Source organism: Myxococcus sp. AM011 (genome assembly GCF_013372595.1).
In the GTDB taxonomy this organism is placed as follows: Bacteria; Myxococcota; Myxococcia; order Myxococcales; family Myxococcaceae; genus Myxococcus; species Myxococcus eversor.
On record NZ_JABXEM010000268.1, the window covers coordinates 1 to 14,993 of the forward strand.

Annotated in this window: 14 protein-coding genes and 1 pseudogene; 6 read left to right on the forward strand and 9 right to left on the reverse strand. The window is 69.4% G+C overall.

Features of this window, described 5'->3' with window-relative positions; genetic code table 11:
• The 4 genes and pseudogenes from HUW62_RS38240 to HUW62_RS38250 form a co-directional block, all read right to left on the reverse strand.
• A partial coding sequence (locus HUW62_RS38240) for a TetR/AcrR family transcriptional regulator (protein WP_176437217.1) occupies positions 1–576 on the reverse strand: 576 nt, incomplete at its 3' end.
• A 72-nt stretch (positions 577–648) separates the two neighbouring features.
• The gene (locus tag HUW62_RS38245; RefSeq protein ID WP_255203887.1) at positions 649–1,185 is read right to left on the reverse strand and encodes a helix-turn-helix domain-containing protein; all 537 of its coding nucleotides are present in this window, start codon (positions 1,183–1,185) and stop codon (positions 649–651) included.
• Positions 1,186–1,247: 62 nt separating this feature from the next.
• A pseudogene (locus HUW62_RS49275) lies at positions 1,248–1,457 on the reverse strand (AraC family ligand binding domain-containing protein); the annotation flags it as partial.
• 92 nt (positions 1,458–1,549) lie between these two features.
• The gene (locus HUW62_RS38250; protein ID WP_163864168.1) at positions 1,550–2,419 is read right to left on the reverse strand and encodes a hypothetical protein; all 870 of its coding nucleotides are present in this window, start codon (positions 2,417–2,419) and stop codon (positions 1,550–1,552) included.
• A 388-nt stretch (positions 2,420–2,807) separates the two neighbouring features.
• Between HUW62_RS38250 and HUW62_RS38255 the strand changes: the two genes are divergently transcribed.
• On the forward strand, positions 2,808–5,840 hold the full coding sequence (locus tag HUW62_RS38255; RefSeq protein WP_163864167.1) for a S8 family serine peptidase: 3,033 nt from the start codon (positions 2,808–2,810) through the stop codon (positions 5,838–5,840).
• 148 nt (positions 5,841–5,988) lie between these two features.
• The gene (locus HUW62_RS38260; RefSeq protein WP_163864166.1) at positions 5,989–6,201 is read left to right on the forward strand and encodes a hypothetical protein; all 213 of its coding nucleotides are present in this window, start codon (positions 5,989–5,991) and stop codon (positions 6,199–6,201) included.
• Here the strand turns inward: HUW62_RS38260 and HUW62_RS38265 are convergent.
• From HUW62_RS38265 to HUW62_RS38280, 4 genes are read right to left on the reverse strand one after another with little or no spacing between them, the layout of a single operon-like run.
• Positions 6,186–7,448, reverse strand: coding sequence for a lipocalin-like domain-containing protein (locus tag HUW62_RS38265; protein ID WP_163864165.1), 1,263 nt, complete (start codon positions 7,446–7,448; stop codon positions 6,186–6,188). The two genes, HUW62_RS38260 and HUW62_RS38265, sit on opposite strands and share 16 nt — an antisense overlap.
• 4 nt (positions 7,449–7,452) lie before the next feature.
• Entirely contained in the window at positions 7,453–9,993 is a 2,541-nt protein-coding gene (locus HUW62_RS38270; RefSeq protein ID WP_176437218.1) for an ABC transporter permease, read from the reverse strand.
• A complete protein-coding gene (locus HUW62_RS38275) occupies positions 9,990–10,706 on the reverse strand; it encodes an ABC transporter ATP-binding protein (RefSeq protein ID WP_163864163.1) in 717 nt (238 codons plus the stop codon). Before HUW62_RS38275 ends, HUW62_RS38270 begins: the two co-directional genes overlap by 4 nt.
• 54 nt (positions 10,707–10,760) lie before the next feature.
• The gene (locus tag HUW62_RS38280; protein ID WP_176437219.1) at positions 10,761–11,561 is read right to left on the reverse strand and encodes a carboxylesterase; all 801 of its coding nucleotides are present in this window, start codon (positions 11,559–11,561) and stop codon (positions 10,761–10,763) included.
• 69 nt (positions 11,562–11,630) lie between these two features.
• On the opposite strand from HUW62_RS38280, the gene HUW62_RS38285 reads away from it, so the two are divergent.
• Positions 11,631–11,921: a DUF3467 domain-containing protein gene (locus HUW62_RS38285; protein WP_141641313.1), complete on the forward strand. Its 291-nt coding sequence runs from the start codon at positions 11,631–11,633 to the stop codon at positions 11,919–11,921.
• Positions 11,922–11,949: 28 nt separating this feature from the next.
• Here the strand turns inward: HUW62_RS38285 and HUW62_RS38290 are convergent, their stop codons facing one another.
• Positions 11,950–12,540 (reverse strand): hypothetical protein, encoded by a 591-nt coding sequence (locus tag HUW62_RS38290; protein ID WP_163864161.1) that lies wholly within the window; start codon positions 12,538–12,540, stop codon positions 11,950–11,952.
• A gap of 158 nt (positions 12,541–12,698) precedes the next feature.
• Here HUW62_RS38290 and HUW62_RS38295 point away from each other — a divergent pair, with 158 nt between their 5' ends.
• The 3 genes from HUW62_RS38295 to HUW62_RS38305 are packed head-to-tail and all read left to right on the forward strand — an operon-like array spanning position 12,699 to position 14,899.
• Positions 12,699–13,457: a hypothetical protein gene (locus HUW62_RS38295; protein ID WP_163864365.1), complete on the forward strand. Its 759-nt coding sequence runs from the start codon at positions 12,699–12,701 to the stop codon at positions 13,455–13,457.
• Between the two features lie 21 nt (positions 13,458–13,478).
• On the forward strand, positions 13,479–14,393 hold the full coding sequence (gene hemF, locus HUW62_RS38300; RefSeq protein ID WP_176437220.1) for an oxygen-dependent coproporphyrinogen oxidase: 915 nt from the start codon (positions 13,479–13,481) through the stop codon (positions 14,391–14,393).
• Positions 14,394–14,398: 5 nt separating this feature from the next.
• Entirely contained in the window at positions 14,399–14,899 is a 501-nt protein-coding gene (locus tag HUW62_RS38305; protein ID WP_240356216.1) for a hypothetical protein, read from the forward strand.
• Positions 14,900–14,993: the final 94 nt, after the last annotated feature.

Sequence of the window (14,993 nt, forward strand, 5' to 3'; positions counted from 1 at the left end):
GGGTGGGGCGGAGAGGCCGCGGATGAAGACCTCGAAGGCGGCGTCCAGGGATTGGAGCGTCAGGGGAGAGGTCTCCTGGGTCATCAGCCTGGGGACGAGCATGGTGATGAGCTCCACGAAGCCGCGCGCTGTCAGCTGGGGGTCGCTGACGGAGAAAGCCCCCTGCGCCGCCCCGCCCTCGATGACGCGCGCGAGGATGGCCGCGTCCGCCTCCTGCATCTGGGGCACGAGGTGCTGCACCTGAGTGCCCAGTTCGAAGAGCGTGGCCAACTCGATGCGCTCCCCGTCGGGCTTGCGGACGCTCTGCTCCAACTTGCAGCGGATGTACGCGCGGACCTGGGCCTCGGGCGTCGTGGCGCGCTGGACGCTCGCCTTGAGCTCGGCGAGGCTCATCTCGTGCGATTGCCGGACAATCGCCTCGAACAGCGCTTCCTTGCTCTCGAAGTGCAGGTAGATGCTGCCCTTGCCGACGCCCGCGCGTTTGGCGATGTCCTCCACCGAGGCCTTCTTGAAGCCGAACCGGGCGAAGACTTCGCCGGCGGCCTTGAGGATGGCGATGCGAGGGTCGGAACTCATTGACCAGGATGGTAATCTGGTCAGTCAGTCATCGCAAGTCCTCGTTCGTGGAGGCCCATGTGCCGCATGTGCCTACCCATGTGGCCCTCGGGGGGCTCGTCCGGCAGGTCGCCTGGGGCGGGGTGTCGCGCTCGGAAGAGGGACCGTGGTGCCCTGGGCGATGCGCTGGCGGAAGTCGCGAGGCCTCTCACCCGTGAAGGCGGTGAAGGCGTGGGTGAAGGCGGCGAGGCTCTCGAAGCCGACGGTGTAGGCCGTCTGGGTGACGCGGGCGCCGTCCTCGGCGAGCAGCTCCATGGCGCGCAGCATGCGGGCGTCATGGAGGAAGCGGCGCCAGGAGGTACCGGCTTCGTCCTCGAAGCGGCGGGCGAGGGTGCGCTGGGACAGGCCCGCCGCGCGTGCGGCGCCCGCGAGGGTGGCGGGTCCCGAGAGTCGGGCCAGGGTGTAGGCCATGGCGCGCTCCAGCTCGGGAGTGCGGGCGCGAGGCAGTCGCCACTCGCGAGGCTCCGCGGCCCACTCGGAGAGCAGGTGGGCCAGGGCGGAGAAGAAGCTCTCCGCGACGGCGTCCTTGGGTGAGCGCTCCGGTCCCCAGCGGGTGGAGTAGAGGAGCATCTCGCGCGCGAGGGCTCCAGGTACACGGTGCAGAGGGTGGCGGGCTGCGTGGAGCGCACGCGGTGGCGGGTGCCGGCGGCGAGCCACGCGGCGCGCTGGGGAGGCAGGAGCCACTGGGCCTCGGCGACTTCCAGGTGGAGGGCGCCGCGCGCGGCGTAGAGGAGCTGGTGGCGGCGGTGGGTGTGCCAGCCGGAGGTGAAGGGCGTCAGCGTGTCGGTGAGGCAGAAGGAGGAGGCGGGGGCCGCGTCCACGTCCACCAGGGGCTTGGGCACCGCGACGTTCCTCCGTGCTTGCGCGCTCGCGTGCTCGGACGCCCGGCGCTCGCGAGGGCGCGCCGGGGCCGAGCATACGGCGGGCGGGTGGCTCAGGAGGGCTTGGAGTTGGAGTGGTCGGTGGTCTTGCTGACGAGGTAGCCGCCATGGCTGATGGCGAGGAGGGCGACGAGTCCTTCGGAGAGCTCTGGGAGGCTGGTGAGGGAGCCGCCGCGTCGGAGGGACATGGCGATGTCGACGAAGTAGCTCACCGAGGCGATGGCGGTGAAAAAGAACATCTGCACCTTGGCGATGTCGATTTGCGCGGTGTTGCCGACCTCGTCGCCCTGGAACATGTCTGAGATTCGAGCGTCCTGGATGCCTTTGTTGGCGTAGAGGGCGCCCTGGCGCTGGGCGTTGATTTCGTCGGACGTCTCCGCGAGCTGGGCGGCGGTGGCATCGACGACCTTGGCGTCAGGAGTCTTGGAGCGCTTGCCGCTGAGCAGCAGGGGAGTGCCGAGCAGGGAGGTGGATGAGATGCCCATGGCCCACCAGAGTTCCTGGGGGATGGCGACGTCGACGGCATTGGGGGTGCCTGTCTTCACGCGGGCGATGACCATGGCCAGGTAGCCGGAGACGACGACGACGGTCCAGGTGACGGCCTGGAAGCGAGACAGGCTCATGCTGTTGCGTTCGCTGATGAGCACGCCGAAGGGAGTCCCGGTGATGCTCTGTCCGAGCACGGCGATGAAGGCGAGCAGCACGAGGGAGGTGGCGATGTAGCCCCAGCCAGGGGCGACGAACCACGCCGCCGCGAGACTGAGCAGTGGCAGCGCGGTGGTGAGCATCATCAGCCGCTGGTTCTGTGGGAGGGGGACGGGAGTGACGGCGCCTGTTTCTGGAGGCGCGAGGCGCACTTCGGATTGCACTGCGGCGACGGCGGACACACCGGTACTGGCGCTCGCTTCACTGTCATGACTCATGACACCCCCTCGGTGAGGGGGGAAATGTAGCAGAGCCCGGTGTGAGTTTGCTTTGGGGGCCTGTCAGTTGTGTCGTGATTTCCTCTGGCTCTGGTGTTCGGGGTGGAGCTCGTATGACTTGGTGCATCAGTGGTCAGGACCGCCCCAGTCATCGACAAATGTTGTCCAGGTGACAGTCTCGGGATGGCGCTGGATGATGGGCAAGGGTTGATGGCGTTACCCTTTCAATCACAGACATCAACAGGCCAGGGCAGGGAAACTCCGTTCCTCGCGGGGAGATTCTCGTTCTTCTCGGATACGTCTGATTGGCATGGCCACTGCAGTCCAGGCGTGCCGCACAGAACCTGTTTCCGCAACGTCCACCCTACATTCTCTGGGTCCGAGGCTCATGGCTGACACCGGCACGCCGTCCATCAAGTTCACAGGGCAGATTCACGTCAAGCTGCGCGAGACCTGGCACGAGCCCATCACCACGCTCGCCGCTGGGCCCCCGACGCGCCTCGAGCGTCTCGCGCAAGCGACGGGGCTCAAGGCGGTGGGCCGCCTTCTCGACGGAATCGAGCCTCTCGTGGGGACCCTGGCGGCCGGCGCTGTCGAGCCCTCGGGAGAGATGGACCGATGGGTGTCCTTGGCGCTCCCGGACTCTGGACTGGTCAGAGCCCTCTCCTCCTCCGCCCTGGACGAGCAGGTCTGGTTCGCGGTGAGGACCCTGCTGACTCAACCCGAGGTCGAGTACGCCGAACCGGATGCGATTCTCATCCATCCAGTTCCGGAGACGCTCGCGGTTGCCTCCGGGACTCAAGCGGGAGCCGCCGCGCTGGACTTCTGGCATCTCGATGTCGTTGGGGCCCACGCGGCGTGGGCGTTCATCGCGGATGCGGGGAAGGTGCCAGGAGAGGGCATCGTCATCGCGCACCTGGACACGGGTTATACGAACCACCCGGCTGTTCCTCGCGACCGCTTCGTCAGTCCAGGCATCGACCTGTGGGACCGGGACCGCGCGGATGCGAGCGACCCATTGGATAGTGGTATCGCCTTGGCCCCCGGACACGGAACGGGCACGCTCTGTCTGCTGGCGGCGGACCATCCGCAGTACAAGGGCATCGCGCGAGCCAGCAAGATCCTCCCCATTCGAATCTCTCCCTCGGTCATCCACATCGGGACGAAGTCGATGGCGTACGGAATCCTCTACGCCGTCAACAAGGGGGCGGACGTCATCACCATCAGCATGGGAGGGCTTCCCAGTCGCCTCTGGGCGGACGCGGTCAACTACGCCTACGAGCGGGGCGTCGTCATCTGCGCCGCGGCGGGCAACAACTTCCCGCTGCCCCTCGGCCTGCGGACTCCGTCGCGAGTCGTCTATCCCGCTCGCTTCAACCGGGTCCTTGCCGTGTCTGGAATCACGCGTGGAGAGCAACCCTACTGGTCTGACAGGGAGATGTCCGGTAACCGTGGCCCCGAGGTGGACATCTGCGCGCCCACGCCCGATGTGCTGTGGGCACGGCCAGGACAGGGCTACGCACCGGGCGCGGGGACTTCGACGGCGACGCCGCAGGTCGCGGGTGCCGCCGCGCTCTGGCTCTCCTATTACCGCGAGCAACTCAAGGGCTTCTCGCCCGTCGAGCGTGTCGAGGCCTGCCGCCGGGCCCTGCTGATGGGGGCACGGGATGCAGGCTCCGAGAGCTACACGCCCATCGACGGGGGACAGCGCACCCACAACAAGTACTTCGGGGATGGGCGGCTCGACATCGCGCGGAGCCTCCGGGAGTTTCCCCCTGTCGCTGGCCTCCCGGCGCAGCCCAAGGACGACGTGAGCTGGGCCGCGCTCAAGGTCCTGGGGCTCGTCACCAGCCTGTCGTCGCGAGGGCCGGAACTCGCTGATGCCATCGAGTTGCTCTGGACCAGCCACGCCATGGATATCGAGGGGCTCGCGCGAACCGCCCTCGCGGCGAGGTCCTCGTCTTCGCTCCAGACCCGGCTTGGGGAGCCAGAGTCGCACCTGGTGGCGTCCATGGCGGTCCCCGCACCAACGAGGACGCGCCCCCAGCGGAAGGCCGAGCTGGCCTCCCGACAGGTGCTCGTCGTTCCTCCTCCTTCGGTCCTGGCCTCGGCCATGACGAGCCTGGGGCTTGTCGGCGCCCTCTCCGCGACGCGCGCACCCACGTCCCACCGCGCGGCGATTCAGGAGCGAGGCCACTACCTGGAGGCGTTCGGGCGACTCGCCCTGTCAGGGGCCGGAGCCGCGGTACAAGATGCCATGTCCCTGGTTGCATTCACCGCGATGGCTTCCACCGGGCGGATGCTGGAGGCGGCGACCACGGCCCTGCGTCCGGCATTCGAGGTGCTCGCGGGAGTAGGGGCATTGCTGCTGGATGGCGACCAGGTGGACCGCACCGTGCTGGAGGCCTTGGGGGCTCGCGTCTACGAGGACGTCATCCTTCCTTGTGTCGAACCCATCCCGTCCGGAGGTGCGCCGGGAGCGCGCACGCGCTGGCACCTCGAACACCTGGGCGTCATCGATGCTCAGGGACAGCGGCTGGTCGAAGGCAGAGGAGCGGGCATCCTGGTCGGCGTACTCGACACGGGGATTGATGCCACGCACCAGGAGTTCCAGGGTCGCAAGGTGCACTTCGCCCATTTCGACCTCCTGGGCCGGCCTACTCAACAGGGTGCGCACGACGCGGATACGACCCGTGGCCATGGAACGCACGTGTGCGGGCTCATCGCGGGGCAGAGCGCGGGGGTCGCTCCTGATGCGGACCTGGCTGTGGCGTGCGTCCTCAATCAGCCGATTCCTGGTGGACACGGAATGGGGGGTGGACGCGTCCAGATTGCGAGAGGGCTCAACTGGTTGCTGACGGAGAATTTCCGGGGGACGGAGGGGGACGCGGGTGTTGACGTCCTCAACCTGTCTTTGGGGATTCCTGGCTATGACGAGTTCCTCCGGGACACCCTGAGCACCGCGCGAATCGCGGGAACGCTGGCCATCGCCGCCATCGGAAACCTGGGGGAATGGGGAATCAACCAGCACAGCAGCCCAGGTAACTATGACCTCGCCGTGGGGGTCGGAGCCGTCAACGCGCGGAACGAAGTGGCTTCATTCAGCGATTGGGGAACGGTGTCTCGGCACAATGGGCTACAAAAGCCTGATTTGTGCGCTCCGGGTGAAGGCGTCTGGTCGAGCCTTCCTGGTGGGAGATTCGGCCCCCTGGATGGAAGCTCCATGGCCTGCCCTCTCGTGGCAGGCATCGCGGCCCTGCTCCTGGAGCGAAACCCGGCGCTCAAGCTCAACGCCCAGGCTTTGACGGAGGCGCTGTTCTCGCATGTCGGTGCGCTGCCCAGCGACCGGGCAGGGCGTGGCGGCCTTCGGCTCGTACCGGAGAGCCTCTTGCGACGCAGCGGCGGAAGCACCATAGAATAGAGCTGCCATGGTCCATCCCGAGCTTGTTCATCAATTGGAGAGGGTTCGTGACCCGCAGACCCAGCGCTCGTACGTGCTGCGGTTCAAGGGGGGCGATGCCCTTCCTCGTGTCGATGGACTGACGAGCAAACGAGAGCGCCTGGCTGCCATGGAGACGTACTTCCAGGCACTCAAGGCGCCGCTCCTCGTCCAGTTGGGCAGGGAAGCCGGCGTGTCGGTGGAAGACCTCAAGTCGTCGTCAGAGGCCATCGTCACCGCTTCGGTCGCCAAGTGGCGCGAGCTGGTCCAACAAGGTGGCGTGCTCGAGCGTCAGTCCGTTGTCGAGGTGCTGCCCGACATCCAGGTTCAGGGCCTGGGCTGAGTCCGGGTCGGAGTCTCTCGCTCCGGAGTCCCCCGGGCCCGAGCCTCTGGCCGTCGTGTCGAAGCCGCAGTGTCCGCGTACCCCGTCAGCTCCACGTAACCGCGCCCCTTCACGGGCTGGCCCGCCCGCACGCCGTCCAGGTCCACGCTGCCCTCCCAGTAGCGCACGCTCACCGGCAGCTCCTGGTCCGCCAGCTTCGGCGTCACCGTCAGCTCCAACCCGAGCTTCTCCACGCGCAGCTTCCACTTCGACGGATACACCCCGCCACGCGGACTCTTCCACGTGTCCAGCACCGCCAGCCCCACGTCCTCCCGGCCCAGGTGCACGGATGCGCTGTCCACCGCGCCCACCGGAGGCACCCACGTCCCCGAGCTGAACGGGTCCACCGTCCCGTCCTCGCGACGCAGTTGGTAATACATCAGCTCGCTTCCATCCGAGAGCTGGAGCGAGAACCAATCCCAGCCCACCTGGTCCGCGCCCAATGCACTGGTGCTCCACTCGCGGTCCATCCAGCTCTCACCCGTCACCGCGTACGTCTGTCCTTCCAGTCGCACCGTGCCGCGCGAGGGCATGCGTGTCATTGAGTAGTAATACGACGCATTGCCCGGCTCGGCGCTCTTCTGGCTCAAGCCCCGGTCGCCCTCGAGCACCGGCGGCTTGCCCGGCTCCAACAACAACTCCAGCGTGACTTCATCCGTCTGCGCGCGCAGCCGCACCGGCCACGTCGCCTCACCCACGCTCGCCGCCTCCCAGTCCTCCAGCCACACCTTGAACGGCTTCGCGCTCGCCCCCGCGAGCCCCAAGGCCGCGCGGCTGTAGCGCTCCTCGACGTGGAAGCGCCCCGCCGCCACGTCCGTCACCGTGAAGTGCCCCAGGTACACCTGCCGCGTGCCCCACGCGGAGTCCCGCGTCGGTGCCTCGGGTGCCAGCGCGTTGCGGAACAGCGTGAACTGATATCCGAACGCGCGCCCGTCCGCGGTCTCGAGGTTCCCCGTCCAGTACCACCACTCCGTGCGGAACTCCGGATGCGGGCCGTGGTCCTCGGGGAAGTGGAATGTCCGGGGCTCGAAGGCGCGCGCATAACCCTCCGTGCCGCCATCGCCCCCACCGAGCGCCTTCGCCACCGTCAGCGCTCCGCTCCTCGCGAGCACGGGAGGCTCCGTCTCCCGCGTGACGACGTACGCCGCCACCGCGAGTGCCGCCAGCACCACCGCCGTTCCGATGACGAGCCCTCGGCCGTTGCTCATGGCGTCACTCCTCCCTCAGCGCGAACGCGGGATTGGCACGGGTCATCTTCCACGCCGGGTACAGCCCCGCCAGCGCCGAGGCCACCAACGCCAGCAGCATCGCCTGCCCCAGCGTCTCCGGCGTCACCTCGAGCCGCACCGTCCAGCCGAAGGACCGCTGGTTGATGACATGCACCAGGATGTACGCCAGCCCCACGCCCAGCGGCATCGAGAACAACCCCGCCAGCAAACCCAGGAGCCCCGTCTGCAGCGACACCAACCCCCAGAGCTGTCGAGGCGTCAGCCCCATGGCCCGCAGCACCGCGAACTCCCGCGCCCGCTCCAACTGCAATGACATCAACGCGCTGAGCACCCCTACGAAGGCCACGCCGATGGCCAGCAGCCGGAGCACCTGCGTAATCGTGAAGGTGCGGTCGAACACCTCCATCGACGCTTGTCGCAGTGAGCGATTGGCCCGCACCAGCAATGCCTGCTCATCCCCCGCGCTCTCTCGCACCGCGGTCACCAGCGAGTCCACGTCCTGCCCCGGCGACGCGTACAGCGCCACGCCGCTCACGCCCCTGTCCTCGTACCAATGCTCGTACGTGGCGCGAGGCATCAGCATCGTCCCCACGTCGGAGCCGTAATCGAAGTACACGCCGGCCACGCGGAAGGCCTGAAGTCCCCGGTCCGTGGCCAGTCGCACCGTGTCGCCCACGCCCACTCCTCGGTGGAACGCGAAGGGCTCCGAGACGATGAGCGCCTGCGTCGACGCATCCAGTTCGCGCCACACGGCGGCCTCCTCACCCTGCTTGAACTGGTAGGGCCGCGCCGGAGAGCGACTGAAGTCGACGGCGAGCAGGTCCGTGGGCACGCCGTCCACCCGGGCCCGCGTCACGCGCAGGGTGCTGCTGCCGGAGACGCCCGGAAGGGTGCGCAGTCGCTCCACCAGGTCCGGCGCCAGCGTGGAGTCTCCTCGTCGCGCCACCAGCGAGGGCGGGGAGATGAACACATCCGCCAGGAGCGAGGACTCCAGCCACGACAACACCGTGCCTCGGAAGCTGGACACCATCAGGCCCACGCCCACCGTCGTCGCCACCGCGACCATCAGTGCCGCCAGCGCCACCGCCGTGCGACTGAGGCTCGTCCTCACGCCGCGCGCCGCCATGCGTCCCAGCAGCCCGAAGGCGAATCCCAGGGGCACCGCCGCGAAGAGGGACAGCCGCTCCGTCACCCACGGCACCAGCAGCGCGGCGCCAATCAGCACCGAGAAGAGCCCCAGGTACGCCGGCACCAGCGCCTGCGTGGGCCACCCCAACAGCCCCACTCCTCCCGCCAGCACCAGCACCCCGAGCAGCGCCAGCTTCGGCGCGCGTGTGCGCGACACGTCCTCCAGCGCCGAGCGGCGCAGCGTCGTCGCCGGCGCGGAGCGGGCTGCCTCCCACGCGGGCACCAGGGCCGCCAGCACCGTGGCCCCCAGGCCCAACGCCAGTCCCTTGGCCAGCGTGAAGGGCTCCAGCACCAGCCCGCGCACGCTCACCACGAAGTAGAGGTCATTGATGGTCTGGGTGATGAGCCCCACCAGCCCGCGCCCCAGGAGGATGCCGAGCAGCAGCCCCGCCACCGTGCCGACGATGCCGAGCACCAGCGCCTCGCCGAGCACCAGCGCGAACAGCTCGCCCCGGGTGATGCCCACCGCGCGCAGCCGCCCGAGCAGTCCGCGCCGCTGCACCACGGAGAACGTCATCGTGTTGTAGATGAGGAACATCCCCACCACGAGCGCCAGCAGCGACAGCGCGGTGAGGTTGGTGCGGAACGCCTTCGTCATCTGCTCCACCGTGCTGGCCCGTGCCGACGCGCGCACCACCTCCGTCCCCGTGGGCAGGCTCGCGCGCAGTCGCTCCACCTGCGCGTCTCCGTCCGTCAGTCGCAGGTCCACGCGCGTCAGCCGCCCCACGCGCCCGAGCACCTCCTGCGCCGTGGACACGTCCGTCAACACCAGCGCCTCCAGCGCCCGCGCGGTGTCCTCATTCGCGGGGGCCAGCAGCGCCGCCACCCGCAGCGACGTCTCGCGGCCCTCCACGCGCACCGGCAGGAGTCCACCGGCTTCCACACCCAGCGCCCGCGCGGCCCGCGCGCTCAAGAGCACCGTGCCCGGCTGGGTGAGCAGCGCGCCCACGTCGCCCACCGCCTCGTCCCCCGCGTAGTCGCGGAAGGGTGCCTCCGCGAAGGGGTCCACCCCCAGCACCGTCAGCGTGCGCCGGTCGCCCACCGCCGCTTGCACGTAGCCCTCCACCACTGGCGCGGACACGGGCGCATCCGGACGCAGCCGCAAGTCGCGGTACACATCCTCCGCCAGTCCCGAGGTACCGCCCACGAGCTGATGCGTGGCCCTCCCTGTCACCGCATCCGTGGAGCGCTCGAAGGCGCGCAGCGCGCTCCCGCTCGCCAAATCAATCGACACCACCACCGCGACGCCCAGGGCGATGCCCAGCAGGGACAGCGCCGTCAGCCACGGGTGGCGACCCAGGTGGCGCAGGCTGGAGCGCACCAGGAGGTTCGTCACCGGGGCTCCCTTCGCGGCGCTTCGCGTTCAACGAGGCGCCCGCCCGTCATCTCCAACACCCGGTCCGCGCGAGCGACGAGGCCCGGCTCGTGCGTGACGACGAACGCGCACGCGTTGCCTTGCCGCGTGAGGCCCTCCAGCAAGTCCAATACTTGCCGACCCGTGGCCTCATCCAGGTTGCCCGTGGGCTCGTCCGCCAGGAGCAGCGGCGGTGAGTGCGCGAGCGCCCGGGCCACCGCCACGCGCTGCTGCTCGCCACCGGAGAGCCGGTCCGGAAAGCTGTTCGCGCGAGTGGCAAGGCCCACCCGCTCCAGCAGCGCCCGGGCCTTCGCGCTCGCCTCCGCCGCGTCGTGCCCGTTGAGTTCCACGGGCAGCCGCACGTTCTCCTCCACCGTCAACGTGGGCAGCAGGTTGAAGGCCTGGAAGATGAAACCCACGTGCTCGCGGCGCAGCAGCGTGCGCTCCCGCTCGCTCATGGTGCCCAGGCTCCGTCCATCGACGAGCACCTCGCCGCGCGTGGGCAGGTCGATGCCGCTGATGAGGTTGAGCAGCGTGGACTTGCCCGAGCCGCTGCGGCCCAGGAGCACCACGAACTCGCCCCGGCGCAGCGTCAGCCGCACGCCGGAGAGCACCTCGCGCGCGGTGTCGCCCTCGGCATAGGACTTGGTGACGTCACGCAGCTCGACGAGAGGAGGAGTGTCGGACTCAGTCATGTGCGAGCCCTTGATATACGGGGACGGCGCTTTTCGCCGCGTCCCGAGCCCCCGTCACGCGCCCGCCGGTTGTGGCTCCCATTCCCCGAAGTCACGCCACTGCGTGAGGAAGCCCCCTACCTCGCTCGCCAGCAGGGGGCCGTCGGTGTCCCGGGGGATGACGTGGAAGCCGCGTCGCAGCGACACGACGCGCACGCTCGGAGACCCGGTGAGCCGGCGCGCCAGCCACCGTCCTCCCTCCGGGTCCACGACGTGGTCCTGCTCGGCCACCGCCACCAGCACCGGACAGCGCACCCCCGAGACTCGGCGCGCCGCCTCGTCCTGCAAGGTGACCAAATCCCTCAGGCGCGCCACCGGGAAGCCCGCGAGCACCGGCGCCTCGGCCAGGGCCACCGGGTCCGAGATGTCCGTGCCCGTCTTCTCCACCCACGGGCGCGCCCACTCCAACAGCGGCGTGCGCGACAGCTGTCGGATGAGCATCATCCGAGGCCCCCGGAAGCGCACCGCCGGGGCCACGAGCGCCAGCGCCCGCACCGCCTCCGGATGGTCCGCCGCCAGCCCCAGCGCCAATAGAGCCCCCATGGACAGCCCCGCGACGAAGATGCTCCGGTGGCCTCGCAGTGAGTCCATGGCGTCTCGGGCCGCCGCCCGCCAGTCGCGCCAGGTGACTCCCAGGAGCGCCTGGGGCGTGGTGCCGTGGCCCGGCAGCAGCGGCGCCACCACATGCATCCCCCGCGCCGCCAGCGCTTCTCCCAGCGGGCGCACATCCCAGGGACTGCCGGTGAAGCCATGAAGCAGCAGGCACGCGTCGGGGCCCCGTCCCAGCTCGAAGGGCTCCGTCTTCCCAGCGTCCATGGCGAGCAGGGCATCCATCATGAAGACAGGCTGGCCACGCGGAGGCGCAGGCGCTATGCCCCATGCCTCATGGCGGACACTCCGAAGCCCCCGGACATGCAGTTGCAGATTCAAATCGACGAGGACGTCGCCAATGGTCAGTACGCGAACATGGCCCTCGTGAACCATACGGACACCGAATTCACGTTGGATTTCATCTACGTCCAACCGCAGCAGCTCCGGGCCAAGGTGCGCTCGCGCATCATCACCAGCCCCAAGCACATGAAGCGGCTGATGCTGGCCATGCAGGACAACCTCAACCGCTATGAGGCCAAGTACGGCGCCATCGTCCTGCGCGAGGACGACGGCGGCATGCACTGACGTGGGGCCCTGAGGCCCGGCGGCGTGCTCACTCCTCGGTGGGCTCGCTCGGGTCCTTCCTTCCGGTGGCCAGGTACGCCTCCGCGCGGGCCTCCAGGTGGGCGGCGAGCCTGGGCTCCACGCGCGACAGCACCTCCCATTCGATATCCGAGGCGCGGCGCACGACGGGCTTCGTCGGTGACAGGGGCTCCCCCTGGACGGAGGCCGCCGCCGCTCCATCCCCCAGCTTCGCGTCCCGGGTGCCAGCGCCGAGGGAGGGATGCTCGGGAGCGCGCCCGTTGGTGGTGTAGGCCATCCGGTAGGCGCGCAGCACGGCGCGGCCGTCCGACAGCGGATGCACCTGCACGAAGATGCGGGACCAGCTGGCGCCCATGTCCGTGTTGCCCCGGATGCGCCAGGTGGTGTGGATGTAGAGCGGGTCCGCGGTGGGGAGCAGCTCGTACTTCTGCTCCGCGAGCAGGCGTCGCGTCGTCGCCAGCAGGGCGTCCGACGGCAGCGCGTAGATGGCATTGCCGCTGGTGGTCTCCACCAACTGCTGGCGGGTTTCGGGCGTGACGGCGCAGCCGCAGGCTCCCCACAGGAGCCCGACCGTCACCCACGTCGAAAGGCGTGAGCGCATGGCGATGTTCTCGGAATTCCCCGGGGAAGACGGGGGGAGCGCGAGCTTGGGGCCTGGCGCGCGGGGGACACGCCTGGAAACGCACCGTGTGTGCCGCTCATATCGCCGGGCGCGCTGAACGGGTTGGAATCCATCCGGCGGCGGCGCAGACTCGGGACATCGTGCTCCGAATCCTCGTCTCGTTGTTCGTGTTGCTGTGCGCTCGTACCGCCTCTGCCCAGTGCCTGGGTGACGGCGTGCAGTTGTTTCCCACGCCCGGTGCCATCGTCCCCATCAACAGCCGGTTCCTGCTGGAAGGCGTGGGCACGGCCCGGGAGCCCGTCATCGCGCTGGTGGGCAAGAAGCTGCGGCTGGTGGCGAGCGACCACGAGGTGGAGGTGAAGGCGCAGCGCGGCTGGGAGAGCAGCCTGGGACGGGCCACCATCGTCCTCAAGGTGGTGGGCAAGCTGGAGCCGGACACGCGCTACACGCTGCGGCTCGACGAGGTGTTGCCCAACGTCACCTTGCTCAACGGCCGGGGTGGGGTGGTGCTGCCCGAGTGGAACACCGGCAAGGGCGCCGACACCCAGCCGCCGCGCTGGCAGAAGCGCCCCGCCGTGTCGGAGGGCTTCCTGCGCCGCACGGCCCAGGGCACCGCGCGCTTCGTGCGCCTCAACCTGTCGCTGAAGGAGGAGAGCCCCGCGTACCTGGTGGTGAAGCTGGAGCCGCGCCGCCCGGGCCCCAGCGTCCAGCAGTACGTGGTGCCGGTGAGCAACAACACGGCCTTCATCGGCCACGAGGCGTGCAGCGGGACGTTCGCCATGGAGGACGGCCGCAGCTACCGGGCGCGCATCGAGGCGTTCGATGCGGCCGGCCACAACGCGCCCCCCGTTCCGCCTGTGGACTTCGAGGCGCCGGCCGACTACTCCGCGCCGTAGCGCCAATCGCCAGGAGCAGGCATGACGAAGGTGGACGTGGAGAGTCTGAAGGGGCGGATGGCCTCCTTCACCCAGTCGCTGCAGGACGACATCTGCGGCGCGCTGGAGCGACTGGACGGCACGGGGCGCTTTCGCGAGGACGCCTGGACGCGGCCCGGCGGGGGCGGCGGACGCAGCCGCGTGCTGGAGGACGGCGCCGTGCTGGAGAAGGCGGGCGTCAACACGTCGGTGGTCTTCGGTGAATTGGAGGACCAGTTCGCCAAGAAGCTCCAGGGCGAGGGGCGCTCCTTCTGGGCCGGCGGCATCTCCCTCGTCCTGCACCCGCGCAACCCGCACGTGCCCACCGTGCACGCCAACTACCGCTTCATCCACCAGGGCGGCAAGGCGTGGTTCGGCGGTGGCGCGGACCTGACGCCGTACTACCTCTATGAAGAGGACGCGGCGCACTTCCACCGCGTGCACAAGGCCGCGTGCGACACGCACGATTCGACGTACTACCCGCGCTTCAAGGCCGCGTGTGACCAGTACTTCTTCGTGCGCCACCGCGAGGAGACGCGCGGCGTGGGCGGCGTCTTCTTCGAGAACATGGGCGGGGATTTGGAGCGCGAGCTGGACTTCGTGCGCGACTGCGGCCGGGCCTTCCTGGACGCCTACCTGCCCATCGCCGAGCGCCGCAAGGACACGCCCTTCACCGAGGCCCAGCGCTTCTGGCAGGAGGTGCGGCGCGGGCGCTACGTGGAGTTCAACCTCGTCTATGACCGGGGCACGGTCTTCGGCCTGGAGACGCGCGGGCGCACCGAGTCCATCCTCATGTCCCTGCCGCCCCAGACGCGCTGGCGCTATGACCACCACCCCGAGCCCGGAACCTGGGAGGCGCGGCTGGTGGACGTGCTGCGGCAGCCTCGCGACTGGGCCGCCTGGAAGCCGGAGGGCTGAGGACCATGTCCGACGACGCGTCACCGTCCCCGCCGCCTTCGAGCAGCAGCCCTCTCAAGAAGTGGCCCTTCCTCGCCTTGGTGCTGGGCGTCATCGCCGCGGTGCTGGGCGTGCTCTCCCTCCGGCACGCCCGGCGGTCGAGCGAGCGCCCCACCGACACCGAGGCGCGCCTCAACGTGCTGGCGCTCTGTGACGCGGTGCAGGCGTACCGAGACGAGCACGGCGCCTATCAAGTCGCGGGCCCCACGCCCCGGGACGTGCCGCGAGGCGGCGAGGCGGTGCCCTTCCCGGAGAACGACGTCTTCCACCGCCTGGGCTTCGAGCCGGGGGAGAAGGTCCGGTTCCAGTACGAGGTGGTGGTGCAGGAGAGCCCCGTGGGAGAGCCCGAGGTGTCGTGCCTGGCGCGCGGCGACTTCGACGGGGACGGGCTGAACTCCGTCTACCGTGTGCGGCTGGATGCCAACGGGATGACAACCGCCGTCGAGGTGGAGCGCGAAGGCGAGTGACGGGCCGCAACCCACTCCTCGCTCAGGGCGAGAATCTGGGAAATGGGCCACGTCGGCGACATGAGGGGGCCTCGCGATGGCTCCCGGGCGGGCA

Coding starts and splice junctions, on each gene's coding strand:
- HUW62_RS38245 (WP_255203887.1), bottom strand. CDS start 1,185: ATGCTCCTCTACTCCACCCGCTGGGGACCGGAGCGCTCACCCAAGGAC.
- HUW62_RS38250 (WP_163864168.1), bottom strand. CDS start 2,419: ATGAGTCATGACAGTGAAGCGAGCGCCAGTACCGGTGTGTCCGCCGTC.
- HUW62_RS38255 (WP_163864167.1), top strand. CDS start 2,808: ATGGCTGACACCGGCACGCCGTCCATCAAGTTCACAGGGCAGATTCAC.
- HUW62_RS38260 (WP_163864166.1), top strand. CDS start 5,989: ATGGAGACGTACTTCCAGGCACTCAAGGCGCCGCTCCTCGTCCAGTTG.
- HUW62_RS38265 (WP_163864165.1), bottom strand. CDS start 7,448: ATGAGCAACGGCCGAGGGCTCGTCATCGGAACGGCGGTGGTGCTGGCG.
- HUW62_RS38275 (WP_163864163.1), bottom strand. CDS start 10,706: ATGACTGAGTCCGACACTCCTCCTCTCGTCGAGCTGCGTGACGTCACC.
- HUW62_RS38280 (WP_176437219.1), bottom strand. CDS start 11,561: ATGGACGCTGGGAAGACGGAGCCCTTCGAGCTGGGACGGGGCCCCGAC.
- HUW62_RS38285 (WP_141641313.1), top strand. CDS start 11,631: ATGGCGGACACTCCGAAGCCCCCGGACATGCAGTTGCAGATTCAAATC.
- HUW62_RS38290 (WP_163864161.1), bottom strand. CDS start 12,540: ATGCGCTCACGCCTTTCGACGTGGGTGACGGTCGGGCTCCTGTGGGGA.
- hemF (WP_176437220.1), top strand. CDS start 13,479: ATGACGAAGGTGGACGTGGAGAGTCTGAAGGGGCGGATGGCCTCCTTC.
- HUW62_RS38305 (WP_240356216.1), top strand. CDS start 14,399: ATGTCCGACGACGCGTCACCGTCCCCGCCGCCTTCGAGCAGCAGCCCT.